Source organism: Pseudomonas sp. 05N433, assembly GCF_056396925.1.
The window spans coordinates 1-21,839 of the sequence record NZ_JBFTML010000059.1 but is presented as its reverse complement, the minus strand read 5'-3'; the positions used below and the strand labels follow the sequence as shown (position 1 = coordinate 21,839).

16 protein-coding genes and 1 pseudogene are annotated in these 21,839 nt (G+C 60.3%); 15 read left to right on the top strand and 2 right to left on the bottom strand.

Going from position 1 to position 21,839, the window contains the following annotated elements; all coding sequences use genetic code 11:
* Positions 1 to 226: 226 nt before the first annotated feature.
* Positions 227 to 544 carry a Rieske (2Fe-2S) protein gene (locus tag AC1DIS_RS25035; RefSeq protein WP_064620359.1) on the top strand — a complete coding sequence of 106 codons (318 nt, stop codon included), beginning with the start codon at positions 227 to 229 and terminating at the stop codon, positions 542 to 544.
* Here the strand turns inward: AC1DIS_RS25035 and sfsA are convergent.
* Both sfsA and AC1DIS_RS25025 read right to left on the bottom strand, forming a co-directional pair.
* Positions 541 to 1,254 carry a DNA/RNA nuclease SfsA gene (gene sfsA / locus AC1DIS_RS25030; protein WP_086945888.1) on the bottom strand — a complete coding sequence of 238 codons (714 nt, stop codon included), beginning with the start codon at positions 1,252 to 1,254 and terminating at the stop codon, positions 541 to 543. The two genes, AC1DIS_RS25035 and sfsA, sit on opposite strands and share 4 nt — an antisense overlap.
* Positions 1,254 to 2,426, bottom strand: coding sequence for a pyridoxal phosphate-dependent aminotransferase (locus tag AC1DIS_RS25025; protein WP_064620364.1), 1,173 nt, complete (start codon positions 2,424 to 2,426; stop codon positions 1,254 to 1,256). The genes sfsA and AC1DIS_RS25025 overlap by 1 nt, the downstream gene beginning before the upstream one ends.
* 333 nt (positions 2,427 to 2,759) lie before the next feature.
* On the opposite strand from AC1DIS_RS25025, the gene dksA reads away from it, so the two are divergent.
* The 14 genes and pseudogenes from dksA to AC1DIS_RS24955 form a co-directional block, all read left to right on the top strand.
* Complete coding sequence (gene dksA, locus AC1DIS_RS25020) at positions 2,760 to 3,200, top strand: RNA polymerase-binding protein DksA (protein ID WP_007902025.1); 441 nt, start codon at positions 2,760 to 2,762, stop codon at positions 3,198 to 3,200.
* 219 nt (positions 3,201 to 3,419) lie between these two features.
* Positions 3,420 to 4,316 (top strand): tRNA glutamyl-Q(34) synthetase GluQRS, encoded by an 897-nt coding sequence (gluQRS, locus tag AC1DIS_RS25015; protein ID WP_018930204.1) that lies wholly within the window; start codon positions 3,420 to 3,422, stop codon positions 4,314 to 4,316.
* A 77-nt stretch (positions 4,317 to 4,393) separates the two neighbouring features.
* The gene (locus AC1DIS_RS25010; protein WP_003176118.1) at positions 4,394 to 4,570 is read left to right on the top strand and encodes a hypothetical protein; all 177 of its coding nucleotides are present in this window, start codon (positions 4,394 to 4,396) and stop codon (positions 4,568 to 4,570) included.
* A complete protein-coding gene (locus AC1DIS_RS25005) occupies positions 4,554 to 7,508 on the top strand; it encodes a sensor histidine kinase (protein WP_026286733.1) in 2,955 nt (984 codons plus the stop codon). The genes AC1DIS_RS25010 and AC1DIS_RS25005 overlap by 17 nt, the downstream gene beginning before the upstream one ends.
* 22 nt (positions 7,509 to 7,530) lie before the next feature.
* Positions 7,531 to 8,970 carry a sigma-54-dependent transcriptional regulator gene (locus tag AC1DIS_RS25000; RefSeq protein WP_018930202.1) on the top strand — a complete coding sequence of 480 codons (1,440 nt, stop codon included), beginning with the start codon at positions 7,531 to 7,533 and terminating at the stop codon, positions 8,968 to 8,970.
* An 866-nt stretch (positions 8,971 to 9,836) separates the two neighbouring features.
* Positions 9,837 to 11,237 (top strand): polynucleotide adenylyltransferase PcnB, encoded by a 1,401-nt coding sequence (locus tag AC1DIS_RS24995; protein ID WP_018930200.1) that lies wholly within the window; start codon positions 9,837 to 9,839, stop codon positions 11,235 to 11,237.
* A 3-nt stretch (positions 11,238 to 11,240) separates the two neighbouring features.
* The gene (folK, locus tag AC1DIS_RS24990) at positions 11,241 to 11,726 is read left to right on the top strand and encodes a 2-amino-4-hydroxy-6-hydroxymethyldihydropteridine diphosphokinase (RefSeq protein WP_019650997.1); all 486 of its coding nucleotides are present in this window, start codon (positions 11,241 to 11,243) and stop codon (positions 11,724 to 11,726) included.
* A gap of 272 nt (positions 11,727 to 11,998) precedes the next feature.
* On the top strand, positions 11,999 to 12,799 hold the full coding sequence (panB, locus tag AC1DIS_RS24985; RefSeq protein WP_018930198.1) for a 3-methyl-2-oxobutanoate hydroxymethyltransferase: 801 nt from the start codon (positions 11,999 to 12,001) through the stop codon (positions 12,797 to 12,799).
* Positions 12,796 to 13,629: pseudogene (gene panC / locus AC1DIS_RS24980) on the top strand (pantoate--beta-alanine ligase); the annotation flags it as partial. The gene panB and the pseudogene panC, both read left to right, overlap by 4 nt.
* 150 nt (positions 13,630 to 13,779) lie before the next feature.
* Entirely contained in the window at positions 13,780 to 14,160 is a 381-nt protein-coding gene (gene panD, locus AC1DIS_RS24975; protein WP_008153310.1) for an aspartate 1-decarboxylase, read from the top strand.
* Positions 14,161 to 14,388: 228 nt separating this feature from the next.
* Positions 14,389 to 16,053, top strand: a complete 1,665-nt coding sequence (gene pgi / locus AC1DIS_RS24970) for a glucose-6-phosphate isomerase (protein WP_064620373.1) — start codon at positions 14,389 to 14,391, stop codon at positions 16,051 to 16,053.
* 230 nt (positions 16,054 to 16,283) lie between these two features.
* Positions 16,284 to 18,221 carry an acetate--CoA ligase gene (acs, locus tag AC1DIS_RS24965; protein ID WP_477743886.1) on the top strand — a complete coding sequence of 646 codons (1,938 nt, stop codon included), beginning with the start codon at positions 16,284 to 16,286 and terminating at the stop codon, positions 18,219 to 18,221.
* A 196-nt stretch (positions 18,222 to 18,417) separates the two neighbouring features.
* The gene (locus AC1DIS_RS24960) at positions 18,418 to 19,434 is read left to right on the top strand and encodes a class I SAM-dependent rRNA methyltransferase (RefSeq protein ID WP_064620380.1); all 1,017 of its coding nucleotides are present in this window, start codon (positions 18,418 to 18,420) and stop codon (positions 19,432 to 19,434) included.
* A 61-nt stretch (positions 19,435 to 19,495) separates the two neighbouring features.
* Positions 19,496 to 21,839 (top strand): DUF748 domain-containing protein (locus tag AC1DIS_RS24955; RefSeq protein ID WP_477781144.1); only part of this gene is annotated, 2,344 nt, incomplete at its 3' end.

Below are 21,839 nucleotides of genomic sequence, written 5' to 3'. Positions count from 1 at the left end.
AACAACGCACGAGGTTTAATCAGAAGGGTCATTGGCCAGTCGTACCGGGATCGAACAGGTGCATAAACAGCCTCCTTCAAAGGTTTCCCGGGCATAGTCATGACAGGCCAAGTATTCTCGGCATCCGGTAATCGCCCTGCGGGCGAGCCGTCATTTGATAATTGCTTGCATTTGAACGTCAAGCTCGGACGTACCAGGTCGCGAGCCGCAGGACTTGAGGATAGACATGAAGCTTCTTTGCACAGGCGCCGAATTGGCTGACGCCAGCAGTCGCGGTTTCGACGTCAACGGCCAGAAGCTCCTGGCCGTACGCCGGGGCGGTCGGGTGTATGTGTATGAAAATCGCTGCCCGCACCGGGGCGTCGGGCTGGAATGGCAGCCCGACCAGTTTCTCGACCCCAGCAACAGCTTGATCCAGTGCGCGACCCACGGCGCACTGTTTCTGATCGAGGACGGTGAATGCGTCGCCGGCCCCTGCGCCGGACAATCCCTGACCAGCATCCCCTGCCACGAAGATGAGCAAGGAATCTGGGTCACGCTCTAACCGTTCAACAGCACATCCAGTCGCCGATCGACCACCATCTCTTCGTGAGTCAAGCGCACGCCATACGCCAGCACTTCGACTCCACACGCCACTGCCTCACGCAACGCAGCTGCGTAGGCCGAATCGATTTCTTCGGCAGGACGCACCGCGTCGATCCCTGTCAGGTTCACGCAATACAACTGCACTGCCCGAATCCCGTCCCTGGCCAAATGCGCCAGTTCGCGCAAATGCTTGGCCCCACGCTGGGTCACCGCGTCAGGAAATGCCGCCACCGCCGAGCCATCAAAGCCCAGGGTGACGCTTTTGACTTCCACATAAGCCGGCCCGCCCGGGTAATCGAGACGAAAATCGATACGGCTGCTTTCCTGACCATAGGCCACTTCGCGCTTCAGTTCGGTAAAGCCGTTCAACTCGGTGATGACGCCAGCCTGCAACGCTTCCTCGATCAAGCCGTTGGCGCGCCCGGTGTTCACACAGAACAGCCGCCCCTGTGGGGTTTCGCCAACTTCCCAAGTGCCGGGCAACTTGCGCTTGGGGTCGGTGGAGCGGCTGAACCAGACTTGCCCGCCCTCGACCTGGCAATTAAGCATCGAGCCAGTGTTCGGGCAGTGAATGGTCAGCAACTCGCCGCCAACGGTTTCGATATCGGCAAGAAAACGCTTGTAACGACGAATCAAGCGCCCCTCTTCAAGGGGAGGATGAAAACGCATCAGCCTTGCCAGCTCTTCAAACCGCGGGCGATCCGCTCGACTGCTTCTTGCAAGCGCGGAAGGCTTTGGGTGTACGCAAACCGCACATGATGCCCGGCCTGATGACGACCGAAGTCCAGGCCCGGAGTAATTGCAACATGCTCGGTTTCGAGGAAGTGTCGGCAGAACGCGAAGGCATCGCCGCCGAACTTGCTGATATCGGCGTACAAATAGAACGCGCCTTCCGGCTCTACGGCGATACCGAAACCCAATTCCCGCAGGGCTGGCAGGAGGAAGTCGCGACGTCGACCGAACTCGGCGCGGCGCTCCTCGAAAATGCTGATGGTGGCGGGCTCGAAGCAGGCCAATGCCGCGTGCTGGGCCATGCTCGGTGCGCTGATGTAGAGGTTCTGGGCGAGCTTCTCCAGTTCACCGACCGCTGCTTCAGGTGCGACCAGCCAACCAAGGCGCCAGCCGGTCATGCCGAAATACTTGGAAAAGCTATTGAGGACGAAAGCGCCGTCATCGACTTCCAGCACGCTGGCCGCGTCCGTGCCGTAAGTCAGGCCGTGGTAAATCTCGTCGACCACCAAATGACCGTGGCGAGCCTTGATCGCCGCGGACAGCCCGGCCAGCTCATCACGGGTCAGGATGGTCCCGGTGGGGTTGGCCGGCGATGCTACCAGGGCGCCGACGCTGTCGTGATCCCAGTGACGCGCGACCAGGTCCGGGGTCAGTTGATAACGCACGTCCGGGCCGACCGGCACCAGTTGCGCCGCACCTTCCACCAGGCGCAGGAAGTGCCGGTTGCACGGATAACCCGGGTCGGCCAGCAGCCAGTGCTTGCCTGGGTCCACCAGCAAGGCACTGGCCAACAGCAATGCGCCTGAACCGCCAGGCGTGATCAGGATGCGTTGCGGATCGATGTTCAGCCCATAACGCTGCTGATAAAAACCCGAAATGGCCTCACGCAGCTCAGGAATGCCGCGAGCGGCGGTGTAACGGGTCTTCCCCGCCGTCAGCGCGGCCTGGCCGGCCTGGATGATCGGTTCGGCGGTGGTGAAGTCCGGCTCGCCGATTTCCAGGTGAATCACGTCGTGGCCAGCCGCTTGCAGCTCGTTGGCCCGCGCCAGCAGGGCCATAACGTGGAACGGTTCGATAGCGCGACTGCGCGCACTGTAGGACAGAGCCATTAGCCTTCCTTACAACGGGGAAAAGAATTGATTCTACCCAAGCGCAGGAACGAGCGAGAGTCTAAAGCGGTCAGAGCCATATAATGCTGGTCTCAATCGATTCAAGCGTATGTCTCAGGTTTGGCTAAAATCAATAATTGATCAGGTCTCCTTAGCCACCAGACGAAGCTTTGCAATCTTTTGCAAGCACCACGGGCCGCGGGCTCGACATCCGGGAGTAGCGCGGTCCGATTTGATCTGGTAAGTTCGCCCGCTTGCAGCCGCAGGGCCGGCAGGTGTCGGTGATGGAGCAATCCTGCGCAATGGATTACAAGAGTAGAGGCGGTCCATTTCATGCCCACCCAAGCAAAGCAGCAAAATCAGTCGATCAGCGGCTTCGAACCCTACAAAGAAGTGAAGGGCGAAGAGTACATGGGTAAACCCATGCGTGCTCACTTCACCAAGATCCTGAACAAGTGGAAACAGGACTTGATGCAGGAAGTCGACCGTACCGTTGATCACATGAAAGACGAAGCGGCCAACTTCCCTGACCCGGCAGACCGTGCCAGCCAGGAAGAGGAATTCAGCCTCGAATTGCGCGCCCGCGACCGTGAGCGCAAGCTGATCAAGAAAATCGACAAGACCCTGCAACTGATCGAAGACGAAGAATACGGTTGGTGCGAGTCCTGCGGCGTCGAAATCGGCGTCAAGCGACTGGAAGCCCGTCCTACCGCCGACATGTGCGTTGACTGCAAGACCCTGGCGGAAATCAAGGAAAAGCAAGTCGGCAAGTAATCTCGACTTGAACGAAAGACGGAGCGTGCGAACGCTCCGTTTTTGTTTCTGATATTTGCTGATATTTGTTGCGACTTCGAAATCGCCTTCGTCGGATCGCCGCCCGGAACAATCTTCGCTCCTACAAAGGCTGGCGCAATCTCCTGTAGGAGCTGAGCTTGCTCGTGAAGGCGGCTTCAAGCCGTGCTCAATACGATTGGACAGCCTGACATCGCCCTTATGACCGCCATCGCCTCTTCCGCCTACATCGGGCGCTTCGCCCCCACGCCCAGCGGGCATCTGCACTTCGGCTCACTGGTTGCAGCGCTGGCCTCGTACCTCGACGCCCGTTCGGTCGGCGGGCGCTGGCTGGTGCGAATGGAGGATCTCGATCCGCCACGCGAGGAGCCCGGTGCTCAGGCGGCGATTCTCAAGGCGCTGGAAAGCTATGGTTTCGAATGGGATGGCGAGATGGTCCGACAGAGTGACCGGCACGCGGCCTACGCTGAAGTCCTCAATCGCCTGTTCAGCCAGGGCCTGGCCTACGCATGCACCTGCTCGCGCAAGCAACTGGAGCCGTATCACGGCATCTATCCCGGGTTCTGCCGCAACGCTGGGCACGGCACTGAAAATGCGGCAATCCGCGTGCGTGTACCGGAGCTGGAATACCACTTCATCGACCGGGTGCAGGGCGAATTCCGTCAACACCTGGGCCGCGAGGTGGGTGACTTCGTGATTCGTCGCCGTGACGGGCTCTACGCCTATCAATTGGCGGTGGTGCTAGACGATGCCTGGCAAGGCATCACTGATATCGTGCGCGGCGCCGACCTGCTGGACTCCACGCCACGCCAGCTCTATCTGCAAGAACTGCTCGGTCTGCCGCAACCGCGCTACTTGCACATCCCGCTGATTACCCAGCCGGACGGCCACAAACTCGGCAAATCCTATCGCTCACCGCCGCTGACCGAAGATCAGGCTACGCCGCTGTTGCTGCGCGCATTGCGGGCGCTGGGGCACACTCCCGTTATCGAACTCAATGACGCCACGCCACGGGAAGTGCTGAATTGGGGCATTGCCCACTGGGATGCGTCGCTGATCCCGCGCACACTGACGTTGCCTGAAGCGCAACTGCAGTGATGCCACTTGCAGTGGCGCACCCATCCGTTACCATCGCCGCACGTTTTCGGGCACGCGCATAAAAGAGAGAGGCCGGGATGTACATCTATCGCTTGGTCCTGCTCCTGGTAGTGGGGATTTATCTGTTCTCCCCGGCCATCATGGATTGGTGGATCGACGCCACTGGCGCCTGGTATCGCCCTTATTTGCTCTGGCTGATTCTGATCGTCGTGACCTTCATCCTGCAGAGCCAAAAAGATGCCGATGAGCTTTAGCCTGACCCAGATGATCCTGATCAGCGCCGCGTACCTGGCGGTGCTGTTCGGCGTAGCCTGGATCAGTGAACGGGGCATGATCCCCCGGGCGATCATTCGCCATCCGCTGACCTACACCCTGTCGCTGGGCGTTTATGCCAGTGCCTGGGCGTTTTACGGCACGGTGGGCCTGGCTTATCAGTACGGCTACGGTTTTCTGTCCAGCTACCTCGGGGTTTCCGGGGCGTTTCTGCTGGCGCCGGTGCTTTTGTACCCGATCCTGAAAATCACCCGCACTTACCAACTCTCATCGCTGGCCGACCTGTTCGCGTTCCGTTTCCGCAGCACCTGGGCCGGTGCGCTGACGACGATTTTCATGCTGGTCGGCGTGCTGCCGTTGCTGGCGTTGCAGATTCAGGCGGTGGCCGACTCCATCGGCATCCTCACCCGCGAGCCGGTGCAGCATCGCGTGGCCCTGAGTTTCTGCGCGCTGATTACGCTGTTCACGATTTTCTTCGGCTCGCGCCACATCGCCACCCGCGAGAAACATGAAGGCCTGGTGTTCGCAATCGCCTTCGAGTCGGTGATCAAGCTGATCGCGATTGGTGGCGTCGGCCTGTATGCGCTGTATGGCGTGTTCGACGGCCCGCAACAGCTGGAACTGTGGCTGCTGCAAAACCAGACCGCCCTCGCCGCCCTGCACACGCCACTGCAGGAAGGCCCATGGCGCACGCTGCTGCTGGTGTTCTTCGCCTCGGCGATCGTCATGCCGCACATGTACCACATGACCTTTACCGAAAACCTCAACCCGCGTTCGCTGGTCAGCGCGAGCTGGGGCTTGCCGCTGTTCCTGCTACTGATGAGCCTGGCAGTGCCGTTGATTCTCTGGGCCGGGTTGAAACTCGGTGCCACCACCAATCCGGAATATTTCACCCTGGGCATCGGCATCGCCGCCAACAGCAAAGCCCTGGCGCTGCTGGCGTATGTCGGTGGATTGTCGGCAGCCAGCGGGCTGATCATCGTTACTACGCTGGCGCTGTCCGGGATGGCACTGAACCACTTGGTGCTGCCGCTCTATCAGCCGCCGGCCGAGGGCAATATCTACCGCTGGCTGAAATGGACCCGCCGGGCACTGATCGTCGCGATCATCATGGCCGGCTACGGTTTCTACCTGATGCTGGGCGCGGAACAGGACCTGGCCAACCTCGGCATCGTCGCCTTCGTCGCCACGTTGCAGTTCCTGCCGGGCGTGTTGTCGGTGCTGTACTGGCCGACCGCCAACCGTCGCGGCTTCATCGCCGGCCTCCTGGCGGGGATTCTGGTGTGGCTGGTGACCATGCTGTTGCCACTGGTCGGCAATCTGCAAGGCTTCTACATTCCGTTGCTGAACATGATTTACGTGCTGGACGACACCAGCTGGCACATGGCGGCGATTGCCTCGCTGGCCGCCAACGTGCTGATGTTCACCCTGATCTCACTGTTCACCAACGCCAGCCCCGAAGAGGCCAGCGCCGCCGAAGCCTGCGCAGTGGACAACGTTCGCCGCCCGCAACGCCGCGAACTGCATGCCGCCTCACCTCAGGAATTCGCCACGCAACTGGCCAAACCGCTGGGTGCCAAGGCGGCGCAGAAAGAAGTCGAACAAGCGCTGCGTGACCTTTATCTGCCGTTCGACGAACGCCGGCCTTACGCCTTGCGTCGTTTGCGTGACCGTATCGAAGCCAACCTCTCCGGCCTGATGGGCCCGAGCGTGGCGCAGGACATGGTCGAAACCTTCCTGCCCTATAAGGCCGGCGGCGAAAACTACGTCACCGAAGACATCCACTTCATCGAAAGTCGCCTCGAGGATTACCACTCGCGCCTCACCGGCCTTGCCGCCGAACTCGATGCCCTGCGTCGCTACCACCGCCAAACCCTGCAGGAATTGCCGATGGGCGTGTGCTCGCTGGCCAAGGATCAGGAAATCCTCATGTGGAACAAAGCCATGGAGGAGCTGACCGGGATTGCCGCGCAGCGTGTGGTCGGTTCACGCCTGAGCACCATTGCCGACCCGTGGAAAGAGCTGCTGCAAGGCTTCATCAATCTGCCGGACGAGCACTTGCACAAGCAGCACCTGGCCCTCGATGGCCAGACCCGCTGGCTGAACCTGCACAAAGCGGCGATCGACGAACCGCTGGCACCGGGTAACAGCGGCCTGGTGCTGCTGGTGGAAGACCTGACCGAAACCCAGATGCTCGAAGACAAACTGGTGCACTCCGAGCGCCTGGCCAGCATTGGCCGACTGGCGGCCGGCGTGGCCCATGAAATCGGCAACCCGATCACCGGCATTGCCTGTCTCGCGCAGAACCTGCGCGAAGAACGTGAAGAAGACGCCGAACTCACGGAAATCAGCGGGCAGATCCTCGAGCAGACCAAACGCGTGTCACGCATCGTTCAGTCGCTGATGAGCTTCGCCCACGCGGGCGCTCATCAGCACAGCGACGAGCCCGTTTGTCTGGCGGAAGTGGCCCAGGATGCCATCGGCCTGCTGGCCTTGAACCGGCGCAATTTCGAAGTACAGTTCTACAACCTGTGCGACCCCGATCACTGGGTCGAAGGCGACCCGCAGCGGCTCGCCCAGGTATTGATCAATCTGCTCTCAAACGCCCGTGACGCCTCGCCTCCGGGCAGTGCAGTGCGCGTCAAGAGCGAAGCCGGCGAACACACGGTCGATCTGATCGTCGAAGACGAAGGCAGCGGTATTCCCTCGAGCATCATGGACCGACTGTTCGAACCCTTCTTCACCACCAAGGATCCTGGCGAAGGCACCGGTCTGGGCCTTGCACTGGTCTATTCCATCGTTGAAGAGCATTATGGACAAATCACCATCGACAGCCCGGCTGATGTTCAAAGCCAACGCGGCACCCGTATCCGGGTGACCTTACCGCGTCATGTCGAAGCGACGTCCGCTGTGAACTGAGACCGTCGAGAGTATCGAATCAATGCCGCACATTTTGATCGTCGAAGACGAAACAATTATCCGCTCCGCCTTGCGCCGTCTGCTGGAACGTAACCAGTACCAGGTCAGCGAAGCCGGATCCGTGCAGGAAGCACAAGAGCGTTTCAGCATTCCCACGTTTGACCTGATCGTCAGTGACCTGCGCCTGCCGGGCGCGCCGGGTACCGAGTTGATCAAACTCGGCCTGGGCACTCCGGTGCTGATCATGACCAGTTACGCCAGCCTGCGTTCGGCCGTCGACTCCATGAAAATGGGCGCGGTGGACTACATCGCCAAGCCTTTCGATCACGACGAGATGCTCCAGGCCGTCGCGCGAATCCTGCGTGACCGGCAATCGGCGCAAGCCAGCGGTGAGCCGGTTGTCGGCAAAGCGTCCAATGGCGCCGCAGCAAAAAGTGGTGTCGACAACAGCAACGGCGAAATCGGCATCATCGGCTCTTGCCCGCCGATGCAGGACCTGTACAGCAAAATCCGTAAAGTCGCGCCGACCGATTCCAATGTCCTGATCCAGGGCGAGTCCGGTACCGGTAAAGAACTGGTAGCACGTGCCCTGCACAACCTGTCCAAACGCGCCAAGGCGCCGATGATTTCGGTGAACTGCGCAGCCATCCCGGAAAGCCTGATCGAGTCCGAACTGTTCGGCCACGAGAAAGGCGCGTTTACCGGCGCCAGCGCCGGGCGTGCCGGGTTGGTGGAAGCGGCTGACGGCGGCACCTTGTTCCTCGATGAAATCGGTGAATTGCCACTGGAAGCCCAGGCCCGCCTGTTACGCGTATTGCAGGAAGGTGAAATCCGCCGGGTTGGCTCGGTCCAGTCGCAGAAGGTCGATGTACGCCTGATCGCCGCGACCCACCGGGACCTCAAGAGCCTGGCGAAGATCGGCCAGTTCCGTGAAGACTTGTATTACCGCCTCCACGTGATCGCCCTGAAACTGCCGGCCCTGCGCGAGCGCGGTGCGGACGTCAATGAAATTGCCAATGCCTTCCTGGCGCGGCAGAGCGCGCGGGTCAACCGCACCGATCTGAAATTCGCCCTGGATGCCGAGCAAGCAATTCGGCATTACTCCTGGCCGGGTAACGTTCGCGAACTGGAAAACGCGGTCGAGCGCGCGGTGATTCTGTGCGAGAGCCCGGAGATTTCCGCCGAGCTGCTGGGCATCGACATCGAACTCAGCGATCTGGAAGACGACGATTTCATCGGCCTCGCGCCCCAGCAGGGCAACAGCGCCGGTAACACCAGCCACGAACCGACCGAAGATCTGTCCCTGGAAGACTACTTCCAGCACTTCGTGCTCGAGCATCAGGATCACATGACCGAAACCGAACTGGCCCGCAAGCTCGGGGTCAGTCGCAAATGCTTGTGGGAACGCCGTCAGCGCCTGGGCATCCCGCGGCGCAAAACCGGGGTGGCCAGCGAGAGCTGAACCGCGCCTGTCAGATGCGCGGGTAACACGTGACATTGTGGAAAAACTGTTACCTCAGCTTTTTCACGTAACAGAAGCCGGGGCTTACGGTAACGAAGCCCCGGTTTTTTTTGGCCTCGAAAAACACCATTAGCCCGCCTAACCCCTTGTTTTACTGGGCCTCACAAAAGTTGGCACGCACCCTGCTATATGTTCAGTACAAGAACAATAACAAGTAATGCACAAGACAATAAAAATAAGACGAATCGACTCACGCACAATAAAAACAAGACGGCGAGAGGCGTAGCTAACTGATTCTTTTGGAGAGGCGTTGCATTTGGGGCTTGCCCCGCAACCAGGCCGAGAATAATAAAAAACTGTCCCTAGGCAGTGCCTGAACTGGTTGGATCACACGATCATAGCAACACAGCGACCAAAGCAATCCGTTTGCTCTTGGCTCCCGATTGGGAGGGTCATGAAGGAAAACTTCATGGCGAGGGCGCTCAACAAAAACAAGAAGCCCGAAACCAATAATAAAAATAGAGCACGCAACTACTTCTGGGGGAGCTTCGGCTCCCCTTGTGGTTTCTGGCGTTTGGCATTCTCTGCCTTGTAGCAGCTGCCGAGCAGTGCGAGGCTGCGTTCGACTGCGCAGCAGTCGCTAATACGGGCAACCGGTTCCTACTGACACACCGCAATTTCTGGTTTTACGACGGCTTCGCCGCCGAACGCAGGCTCGGCAGCTGCTACAAAACCGCCCCTCAAGACATCTCCCTTCAAGCGCTTGCGCAGCTTCCTACACCATCCCCCGACTAAATGCTAGAATCCCGGCCCATCATGCGGTCATTCTTCGTTATGGCCGAACATTCCTTCAAACAGTGCATCCCATGCTGAAGAAGCTGTTCCAGTCATTCCGTTCTCCCCTGCGTCGTACGCAACACATCCGCAGCACGCCTGAAGTGCTCAATAGCGGCCAACATTCGCTGCAAAAGGCGCAATTCAGCCGTTACGCGGTCAACATCGTCGAACGCTTGCAGAACGCCGGTTACCAGGCTTACCTGGTCGGCGGCTGTGTGCGTGACATGCTGCTCGGCATCACGCCGAAAGATTTCGACGTCGCCACCAGTGCCACCCCTGAACAGGTACGGGCCGAATTCCGCAACGCGCGGATCATCGGTCGTCGCTTCAAACTGGTGCATATCCACTTTGGCCGCGAAATCATCGAAGTCGCGACCTTCCGCGCCAATCACCCGCAAAACGACGAGGACGAAGACAGCAACCAGTCTTCCCGCAACGAAAGCGGGCGCATCCTGCGCGATAACGTCTACGGCACCCTGGAAGAAGACGCGCAACGCCGCGACTTCACCATCAACGCCTTGTATTACGATCCGGTCAGCGAGCGCATTCTCGACTACGCCAATGGCGTACACGACATCCGCAATCACCTGATCCGCCTGATCGGCGATCCGAAGCAGCGCTACCAGGAGGACCCGGTTCGGATGCTGCGGGCCGTGCGTTTCGCCGCCAAGCTGAATTTCGGTATCGAGAAGCACAGCGCCCTGCCGATCCGCGATCTGGCACCGATGCTGCGCGAGATTCCATCAGCCCGTCTGTTCGAAGAAGTGCTCAAGCTGTTCCTCTCCGGCCACGCCGCGGACACCTTCGAGATGCTGGTCGACCTGCAGTTGTTCGATCCGCTGTTCCCGGCCAGTGCCGAGGCGCTGGAATACAACCCGACGTACACCCACACGCTGATCAGTGAAGCACTGATCAACACGGACTTGCGGATCAAGCAGAACAAACCGGTCACCCCGGCGTTCCTGTTCGCCGCCCTGCTCTGGCCTGCCCTGCCGGCCCGCGTGCTGCGCTTGCAAGAACGTGGCATGCCGCCGATTCCGGCGATGCAGGAAGCGGCGCACGAGTTGATTGCCGAACAGTGCCAGCGTATTGCGATTCCGAAACGCTTCACCATGCCGATCCGCGAGATATGGGACATGCAGGAGCGTCTGCCGCGCCGCAGCGGCAAGCGGGCCGACCTGTTGCTGGACAACCCGCGGTTCCGTGCCGGCTACGACTTCCTGCTGCTGCGCGAAAGCGCTGGCGAACAGACTGATGGCCTGGGCGAATGGTGGACCGACTATCAGGACGCCAACGACAGCGAACGTCGGGACATGATCCGCGAACTCAGCGGCAAGGACGACGGCAGCGGTGCTCCGCGCAAACGTCGCCGCAGTGGCGGCGCCAAACGCAAACGCGCTGCCGGCGCTTCGAGCACGACAGGCGAATAAGCCATGGAACGCATCTACATCGGCATGGGCAGCAATCTGGCTGACCCTGCCGAACAGTTGCGCAGCGCTGTCGAGGCCTTGGCACGCTTGCCGCAGACCGAACTGGTCGGTGTTTCCGGGTTTTATCAAAGCGACTCGCTGCTGCCCGGCCAACCGCGTTATACCAACGCGGTCGCCGCTCTCGACAGCCGCCTCGCGCCGCTGGAGCTGCTCGATGCCCTGCAAGCCATCGAGAACGGACAAGGCCGCCAGCGCCTTGAACGCTGGGGCCCGCGCACGCTGGATCTGGACATCGTGTTGTTCGGCGATCGACTGATCGACGAACCGCGCCTCAAAGTCCCTCACTATCACCTGCAGGAACGAGCCTTTGTGCTCTATCCGTTGGCCGAACTGGCACCGGCGGATTTGCGCCTGGCTGACGGCCGCACCCTCGCAGAATTACTCGCCGCCTGCCCGTTCGTCGGCCTGGAACGCCTCCCGGCAGCCTGAGTTGCCGCTTTTGACGATACAAGCCCATCGCAAATCTGCTGAATCGCATCAGTAACGTCGGTAACACCCCCCACGTAACAATGCGGTAACACATGCAATTGACTTCCCGGGTTCTCCTCACGACTATAGGCGTCCCGCTGCCGCCAACGCGGCGCTAAAGGGCGCAGTCCAGGCCTTACAAGCACCACGAAAGAGGGTGCGCCTGTATAAATGACGAATCACGCGCGTTACTCGCAGTAGTTTTCATAGCGCCTGTAATGAGGATTTTTTTCATGCCAGCCATCACCCTGACCACGCTCCAGAGCCTCAAGCAGACAGGTGAAAAGATCACCATGCTGACCTGCTATGACGCGACCTTCGCCCACGCCTGCAATGAGGCCGGGGTTGAAGTGCTGCTGGTGGGCGACTCCCTCGGCATGGTCTTGCAAGGTCACGACAGCACCCTGCCGGTGACCACTGCTGAAATGGCCTACCACGTGGCAGCCGTCAAACGCGGCAACACCGATGCCCTGATCCTCGCCGACCTGCCCTTCATGGCCTACGCCACCATTGAACAAACCATGACCAACAGCGCCCTGTTGATGCAGGCCGGTGCGCACATGGTCAAGGTTGAAGGGGCATTGTGGCTCGCGGACTCGATCCGTCTGCTGGCCGAACGCGGCATCCCGGTGTGCGCGCACATGGGGCTGACACCGCAATCGGTCAACATCCTCGGCGGCTATAAAGTCCAGGGCCGCAACGAGAACCAGGCGCGGCAGATGCGTGCCGACGCAATTTCCCTGGAACAGGCCGGCGCGGCCATGCTGCTGCTCGAATGCGTGCCGAGCGAATTGGCCGAAGAAATCAGCCAGGCGGTGAAGATCCCGGTGATTGGCATCGGCGCCGGCAGTGGCACCGACGGTCAGGTACTGGTTCTGCACGACATGCTGGGCTTGTCCATGACCGGCCGCGTGCCAAAGTTCGTGAAGAACTTCATGACCGACCAAACCAGCATTCAAGCAGCCTTGAGCGCTTACGTCACTGAAGTCAAAGCGGCGACTTTCCCTGGCATCGAACACGGATTCTCTGCATGAACACCGTAAAAACCGTACGCGAACTGCGGGCCGCGGTGGCCCGCGCCCGTAGCGAAGGCAAGCGCATCGGCTTTGTGCCGACCATGGGCAACCTGCACAGCGGGCATATCGCGCTGATTACCAAAGCCACCCAACGGGTGGATTTCGTGGTCGCGAGCATTTTCGTCAACCCGCTGCAATTCGGCGCCGGCGAAGACCTCGACAAATACCCGCGGACCCTGGCCGCCGATCAGGAGAAACTGCTCCAGGCCGGTTGCCATCTGCTGTTTGCCCCAACCGTCGAAGAAATGTACCCCGACGGCATGGCCGGCCAGACCCGCGTCAGCGTTCCGCAACTGTCTGAAGGCCTGTGCGGCGCCAGCCGTCCGGGGCATTTCGAAGGGGTGGCGACGGTAGTCAGCAAGCTGTTCAACATGGTCCAGCCGGACCTGGCGATCTTTGGCCAGAAAGACTTCCAGCAACTGGCGGTGATTCGCGCCCTGGTGCACGACCTGAACATGCCGATCCAGATCATCGGCGAACCGACCGTACGGGCCGCCGACGGTCTGGCGTTGTCGTCACGCAATGGTTTCCTCAGCGAAGAACAGCGGGCCATCGCACCAGAGGTCTATCGCACCCTGACCCGGATCAGCGACGCGATCAAACAGGGCGAGCGCGATTACCCGACGCTGATCAACGAGCAGATCAAGCAACTGGAAGCCGCTGGCCTGCGTCCGGATTACCTGGAAATTCGCCATGCGCTGACCTTGCGTCCGGCGACAGCGCAAGATCGGGATCTGGTGATTCTGGTGGCGGCGTTCCTCGGCACGACGCGGTTGATCGACAACCTGTTTGGGGCTGCTTCGCAGCCCAACGGGGGCAAGCCCCCTCGCCACAGGCCCGCTCCCACATTAGATCTGCGTCGTTTCCAGACTGTATTGCCGCCCACAAAGCCTTCGGGCAAACTGCCCCCCGTTCGATTCCGACCCGGGGAAACACTCATGCACGCCATCATGCTCAAGGCCAAGCTGCATCGCGCCGAAGTCACCCATGCTGTACTCGATTACGAAGGCTCTTGCGCCATCGACGGCGAATGGCTGGACCTGTCCGGCATCCGTGAGTACGAACAGATCCAGATCTACAACATCGACAACGGCGAACGCTTCACCACCTACGCGATTCGTGGCGAAGAAGGTTCGCGCATGATCTCGGTCAACGGTGCCGCGGCCCACAAGGCCAAGGTCGGCGACCGCGTGATCATCTGCGCTTACGCCCACTACAGCGAAGCCGAACTGCTCAACTTCAAGCCGCGCATGCTCTACATGGCGCCGGGCAACGAACTGAGCCACACCAGCAATGCCATTCCGGTTCAGGTCGCCTGACCGCCCCGCCCCCCCTGCCAGCTTTCCGTTTGTCGGACCGCTCCTGGTTAAATGTTAAAAAAGTACCGGGAGCAGGTCAGACAAAGTCAAGACAGATTGCAGCGCGAGGTTTACTGTATTCGCCCTGCGCCAGAAATCGTGTCGACGCAGTTGACCGGACGCCCACCCACAGCGCTCCGGGATTTTTAGTGTTCAAAAGGCCGTTCAAGTAAAAGGAAAACCGCAGCGATGGCGTATTACCGCACTCCTCACGACGTTACCGCTCTGCCCGCTTGGCAAGCGCTGAATGACCACCGCCAAGCCATGCAGGATTTCAGCATGCGCGAAGCCTTTAATGCCGATCCGCAGCGTTTTAATCAATTCACCCTCAGCAGCTGCGGCCTGTTTCTCGACTACTCGAAGAACCTGATCAACGCCGAGACCCGCAATCTGCTGGTGGGCCTGGCCAACGAAGTCGACCTCAAGGGCGCGATCAAAGCGCTGTTCTCGGGCGAAATCGTCAACGCTTCCGAAGGACGCCCGGCCCTGCACACCGCACTGCGCCGTCCGGTGGGCGACAAGCTGTCGGTCAACGGCGTCAACGTGATGCCCGACGTGCACAAAGTGCTGAACCAGATCACCGATCTCGTGGGCCGTATCCACGACGGTCTGTGGCGCGGTTACACCGAGAAGCCGATCACCGACGTTGTGAACATTGGCATCGGTGGCTCGTTCCTCGGCCCCGAACTGGTGTCCGAAGCGCTGCTGTCCTACGCCCAGAAAGGCGTGCGTTGCCATTACCTGGCGAACATCGACGGCAGTGAATTCCACGAACTGACCATGAAGCTGCGCGCCGAGACCACGCTGTTCATCGTCTCGTCGAAATCCTTCAACACCCTCGAAACCCTGAAAAACGCCCAGGCCGCCCGCGCCTGGTACCTGGCTCAGGGCGGTTCGGAAGCCGAGCTGTACCGTCACTTCATTGCCGTCTCCAGCAACAACGCGGCGGCCGTGGCGTTCGGTATTCGTGAAGAGAACATCTTCCCGATGTGGGACTGGGTCGGCGGCCGTTACTCGCTGTGGTCGGCCATCGGTTTGCCAATTGCCCTGGCCATCGGCATGTCGAACTTCAAGGAACTGCTGTCCGGTGCATACACCATGGACCAGCATTTCCAGAGCGCGCCATTCGAACAGAACATGCCGGTATTGCTGGCATTGCTCGGCATCTGGTATGGCAACTTCTGGGGCGCGCAGAGCCACGCGATCCTGCCGTACGACCACTACCTGCGCAACATCACCAAGCACTTGCAACAGCTGGACATGGAATCCAACGGCAAGAGCGTGCGCCAGGACGGCACGCCAGTGTCCACCGATACCGGCCCAGTCATCTGGGGYGGCGTCGGCTGCAACGGTCAGCACGCTTACCACCAGTTGCTGCACCAGGGCACCCAACTGATCCCGGCCGACTTCATCGTGCCGATCGTCAGTTTCAACCCGGTGTCCGACCACCACCAGTGGCTGTACGCCAACTGCCTGTCGCAAAGCCAGGCATTGATGCTCGGCAAGACCCGCACCGAGGCTGAAGCCGAACTGCGTGACAAGGGTATGGCCGAGGATGAAGTGCAAAAGCTGGCTGCGCACAAGGTGATCCCGGGCAACCGTCCGAGCAACACCCTTGTGCTCGAACGCATCAGCCCGCGGCGTCTTGGCGCACTGGTGGCGTTGTACGAACACAAAGTCTTCGTGCAAAGCGTGGTCTGGGGCATCAATGCCTTCGACCAGTGGGGCGTGGAGTTGGGTAAAGAGCTGGGCAAAGGCGTCTATAACCGCCTGGTCGGCAGCGAAGAAACCCCGGCCGACGATGCTTCCACCCAAGGCCTGATCAACTACTTCCGCGGTCGTCACCGCGGGTGATAGGCTGAAGGGGCGGTTTACCCGCCCCTTCAACTTGCAGCACCGACAGTTCCACGGCACCGGGTTTACTGCAAAATCGGTGGCGTGCGCTATCACTGTAGGAGCGGCCGAAGGCTGCGATCTTTTGATCCTGGTTGTAAAAGACAAGATCAAAAGATCGCAGCCTTCGGCAGCTCCTGCGAGGGTCGCGCAGCTCCCCTCTTGTCGCAAAACAAGAATAAGGAACCGTCATGTTCGATATCAGCACGTTCCCCAAAGCCGATGCCGTCCGCCGGGCTGCACAGTTGAGTCAGGACGACTACAAGCGCCTGTACCGTGAATCCATTGAACACCCCAGCACCTTCTGGGCCGAACAGGCCACACGGTTCCTCGACTGGAGCACGCCGTGGCAGACCGTTCAGCGGTACGACCTGAAAACCGGTGACGCAAGCTGGTTTGCCGGCGGAAAGTTAAACGTCAGCTACAACTGCATCGATCGTCATCTGGAAAAGCGTGGCGATCAAACCGCGATCATCTGGGAAGGCGATGACCCCGCCGAATCCATCCAGATCACCTACAAAAAACTCCATCACAACGTCTGTCGACTGGCCAACGTGCTCAAAAGCCGTGGCGTGAAGAAAGGCGACCGCGTGTGCATCTACATGCCGATGATCCCTGAAGCCGCCTACGCCATGCTCGCCTGTGCGCGGATCGGCGCGATTCATTCGGTGGTGTTCGGCGGATTCTCCCCGGACTCACTGCGTGACCGGATCCTCGACGCCGACTGCCGCACCGTAATCACCGCCGATGAAGGCGTGCGCGGCGGTAAATTCGTACCGCTCAAACAGAACGTCGACAAGGCCCTGCAAAGTTGTCCGCACGTCAGCAGTGTGATCGTGGTCGAGCACACCCAAAACCAGGTGAATTGGGTTGAAGACCGCGACCTCTGGTATCACCAGGCCCTGCGCGATGTCGGTGACGATTGCCCGCCAGAGCCGATGGACGCCGAAGACCCGCTGTTTATCCTCTACACCTCCGGCAGCACCGGCAAACCCAAAGGCGTGCTGCACACCACCGGCGGCTACCTGCTGCAAGCGGCGATGACCTTCAAATACGTGCTCGACTATCGCGACGGTGAAGTCTTCTGGTGCACCGCCGATGTCGGCTGGGTCACCGGCCACAGCTACATTGTCTACGGGCCGTTGGCCAACGGCGCGACCACGCTGATCTTCGAAGGCGTACCGAGCTACCCCAGCACCTCGCGCTTCTGGCAGGTGATCGACAAGCACCACGTCAACATCTTCTACACCGCCCCGACCGCCCTGCGCGCGTTGATGCGTGAAGGTCCCGGGCCGTTGAAGGAAACATCCCGCGAGAGCCTGCGCTTACTAGGTACTGTCGGTGAGCCGATTAACCCGGAAGCCTGGGAGTGGTACTTCAATACAGTCGGCGAGCAACGCTGCCCGATTGTCGATACCTGGTGGCAGACCGAAACCGGCGGCATCATGCTCAGCCCGCTGGTCAGCACCCAACGGGTCAAACCCGGTTGCGCCACCCAACCGATGTTCGGTGTGCAACCGGTGTTGCTCGATGAGCACGGCAAAGAAATCAAAGGCGCCGGCAGCGGCGTGCTGGCCATCAAGTCCAGCTGGCCGGCGCAGATCCGCAGCGTCTACGGCGATCCGAAACGGATGGTCGAAACCTACTTCAAGCCCTACCCCGGCTACTACTTCACCGGCGATGGCGCACGCCGCGACGAGGACGGCGATTACTGGATCACCGGGCGCATCGACGACGTGATTAACGTCTCCGGGCACCGCATCGGCACCGCCGAAGTGGAGAGCGCGCTGGTGCTGCACGACAGCATTGCCGAGGCCGCCGTGGTCGGTTACCCCCATGACATCAAAGGCCAGGGCATCTACGCCTTCGTCACACCCATGAACGGCGTCGACCCCAACGACGATCTGAAGAAAGAACTGCTGGCCCATGTCAGCCAGGAAATCGGCAGCTTCGCCAAACCGGACTTGATCCAGTGGGCCCCGGCCCTGCCGAAAACCCGTTCGGGCAAGATCATGCGACGGATCCTGCGCAAGATCGCCTGCAACGAACTGGACAGCCTCGGCGACACCTCGACCCTCGCCGACCCAAGCGTGGTGCAAGGGCTGATTGATCAACGCCTGAACCAATAATGTTGCGCGCGGCCACCGGCCGCGCTGTGAGGCTTATTGTGGCGAGGGGGCTTGCCTCCGTTGGGCAGCGAAGCGGCCCAAAAAGCTTGGCGCTCCCTCGAATTTTTGCCAGTGCTGCGCACTGGAACGGGGGCAAGCCCCCTCGCCACAGTGTTAAACTCCCGCGCCCTCAATTCCCTCCAGCAAGGCGCCCAGCATGTCTTCCTTGAATCAGGCGCTGTGCGCCGCCCTTGATCGTCGCCAGGACCTGCTCGCCGAGCTGCATCAGCAAGGCACCGATTGCTATCGCCTGTTCCACGGCAGCCAGGAAGGTGCCGGCGGCTTGACCATCGACCGCTATGGCCCGCAACTGCTGGTGCAAAGCTTTCATCAGTCACTGGAGCGTGACGCCCTGCTGCAATTGCACGAAATCGTCAATCAACAGCTGGGCCTCGATAGCCTGCTGGTCTACAACGACCGCTCCCGCGGCAACTCGCGCATCGACCGCGAAGACACCGTCTACCGCGCCGACGAGGCCGCCCTGCAAGACTTGATCGGCCACGAATGGGGGCTGAACTACCGGGTTCGCGGGCGCCATGCCGGCCAGGATCCGTTGCTGTTTCTCGACCTGCGCAACGCCCGCGGCTGGGTCAAGGCGCACAGCAAAAACAAAAGTGTGCTGAACCTGTTTGCCTACACCTGTGGCGTCGGTCTCTGCGCTGCGGCCGGTGGTGCCAGCGAGGTGTGCAACCTGGACTTTGCCGAAGGCAACCTGGCGGTCGGCCGCGAAAACGGTCTGCTCAACCCGCAATTGCCGACCATGGAGTTCATCCAGTCCGATTACTTCCCGGCGATTCGTCAATTGGCCGGCCTGCCGATCAGCCAGCGTCGCGGGCAAAAACTGCCGAGCTATCAGCGCCTGGAGCCGCGTCAATATGATCTGGTACTGCTCGATCCACCGGCCTGGGCCAAGAGTGCTTTCGGCACGGTCGATCTGTTGCGCGATTACCAGAGCCTGCTCAAACCGGCGCTGCTGACCACTGCCGACAATGGCGTGTTGATCTGCTGCAACAACCTGGCGAAGGTCAGCATGGACGATTGGCGCGAACAGGTGCTGCGCTGCGCAGAGAAGGCCGGACGCCCGGTGCGTGAGTGGACAGCGCTGACACCGGGCAGCGACTTTCCGTCGACGGACCAACAACCGCCGCTGAAAACGCTGATCCTGCAGCTCTGAAAATCCACACCCATTATCAGACAACGCCTATAAAGCGTGATTGCTTCGGAACCGCAAACGCATGCCATACTCCAAGGCACTCCGATTCCGACAGATGAAGCCACACATGCCCAAAGGATTGATCCGCGCTATCGGCGCCTTGTTAACAGCCCTGGCCCTTTACAGCCTGCTGGGGTTTCTGATTTTGCCGGGCATCGCGTTGCGGGTTGCCAACCAGCAATTGGCCAACTACGCCATGACGCCCGCGACAATTTCGCGGATCGAACTCAACCCGTTCAGCCTTGAAGTAACCCTTTGGGGCCTGATCATCGGCGAGCCGGGCAAGGAACAAGTGGGCTTCGAACGCCTGTACGCCAACTTGCAGATCGACAGCCTGTGGACCAAGGCGCTGCACCTGTCCGATATCGAACTGGACAAACCCAAGACCGAAATACGCTTCGGCAAGGACGGCCAGCTCAATCTTCTCGGGCTGTTCAAAATCCCCGCCAGCGAACCGACCCCGGTCGACCCGAACGCCAAACCCTTCCCGCTGCGCGTGGAGCGGATCAAACTGGCCGGCGGCTACGTGCATTTCGAAGATGCCCGGCCCAGCGAGCCCATCGAATTCCTCTACGACAAACTCGATTTCGAGCTGAAGAACCTCAGTACCCTGCCCGACGACAACGCCGACATGACCCTGGTCGCGGTCGGCCCCGCCGGCGGGCAGATCGACTGGACCGGCAATTTCAGCCTGAGCCCGATCGCCTCTGAAGGTAAGCTGAAAATCACCGATGGCAAGATGAAGTCCTTCTGGCCCTATGTGCGCGATGCTGTGCCACTGGTCCTGGAAAACGGCGTCCTGAACCTGAGCACCGACTACAAACTCAATCTGAACAAAGGCACCGAACTGCTGCTGGACAACGTCGTCGTCAGCGTCGCGCCTTTCGCCATCAAGGCGCCGGACGGCCGACCTCTGGTGAAGCTCGAACGACTGGACATCAGCGACACCACCGTGGATCTGGCCAAACAGCAAGTGGTGGTCGGCAAGATCCGCAGCCAGAAACTGGAAACCTGGGCAGCCCTCGAAGCCGATGGGCAACTCGATTGGCAAAAACTGTTCGCCAGCCAGCCGTCCAAACAGGCGGCCAAAGCCAACGCCGAACCCACCAGCACACCCGCGGCAGCCGATTCACCGAAGCCCGAACCGACCGCGCCGAGCAAACCCTGGCAGGTGCTGCTCAAAGACGTGCAACTGCGTAATTATCAGGTGCACCTGGCCGACCGCAAGGCACAACCCGCCGTAGCGCTGGAGCTCGGCCCGCTGAACCTGGACCTGCAGAATTTCGACAGCCTCAACGGCTCCCCTTTCAACCTCAAGCTCGACACGGGCGTGGGCAAGCAAGGCAAGATCATGGCGGACGGCACGGTCAATCTGGCCCCGATCAGCGCCAAACTGAACGTGCAGACCAGGGATATCGACCTGCGCGTCGCCCAGTCCTACATCAATCCGTTCATTCGCCTCGAACTGCGTAGCGGCATGCTGGGCAGTGATYTGGCGGTCGACTTGAAAAGCACCGAGCCGCTGGCGTTCAGTGTTACAGGTAAAGCCCAGATCGATCAGTTGCATACCCTCGACACTCTGAAAACCCGTGACTTCCTCAAGTGGCAACAGTTGGCGCTCGAAGGCCTGAACTATCAGCACGGCGACAGCCTGTCGATCGACAAGGTCAATCTGTTCCAGCCCTATGCCCGCTTCATGATCAACGATGACCGCACCACCAACATCGATGACCTGCTGATCCCGCAACCGGCCGACTCCGGCGCCACAACGACCACAACGACCACAACTGCCGCAGCCAAACCGGCAGCCGGAAACGAAAAACCACTGGGTATCCACATTGGCAGCATCGCCATCAATGACGGTTCGGCAAACTTCGCCGACTTCAGCCTGACACCGAACTTCGCCACGGCCGTCCAACAACTGAACGGGCAGATCGGCACCATCGACAGCCGCCACGTAAAACCGGCCAACGTCGACGTCAAAGGCAAGGTCGACCGCTATGCACCGGTGACCATCAAGGGCTCGGTCAACCCGTTCGACCCAATGGCCAGTCTGGACATCGCTACCAGTTTCAGACGGGTGGAACTGACGACCCTGACGCCTTATTCCGGCAAGTTCGCCGGTTACCGCATCCGCAAGGGCCGGCTCAATCTGGATCTGCATTACAAGATCACCAACGGTCAGCTCCTGGCCGAAAACAAAGTGGTGGTCGAGCAGCTGCAACTGGGTGAAAAGGTCGACAGTCCGGATGCAGTGAGCCTGCCGCTGAAACTGGCGATTGCCTTGCTCAAGGATGTCGACGGCAAGATTTCCATCGAACTGCCGGTGAGCGGCGACCTGAACAACCCGCAGTTCAGCATCATGC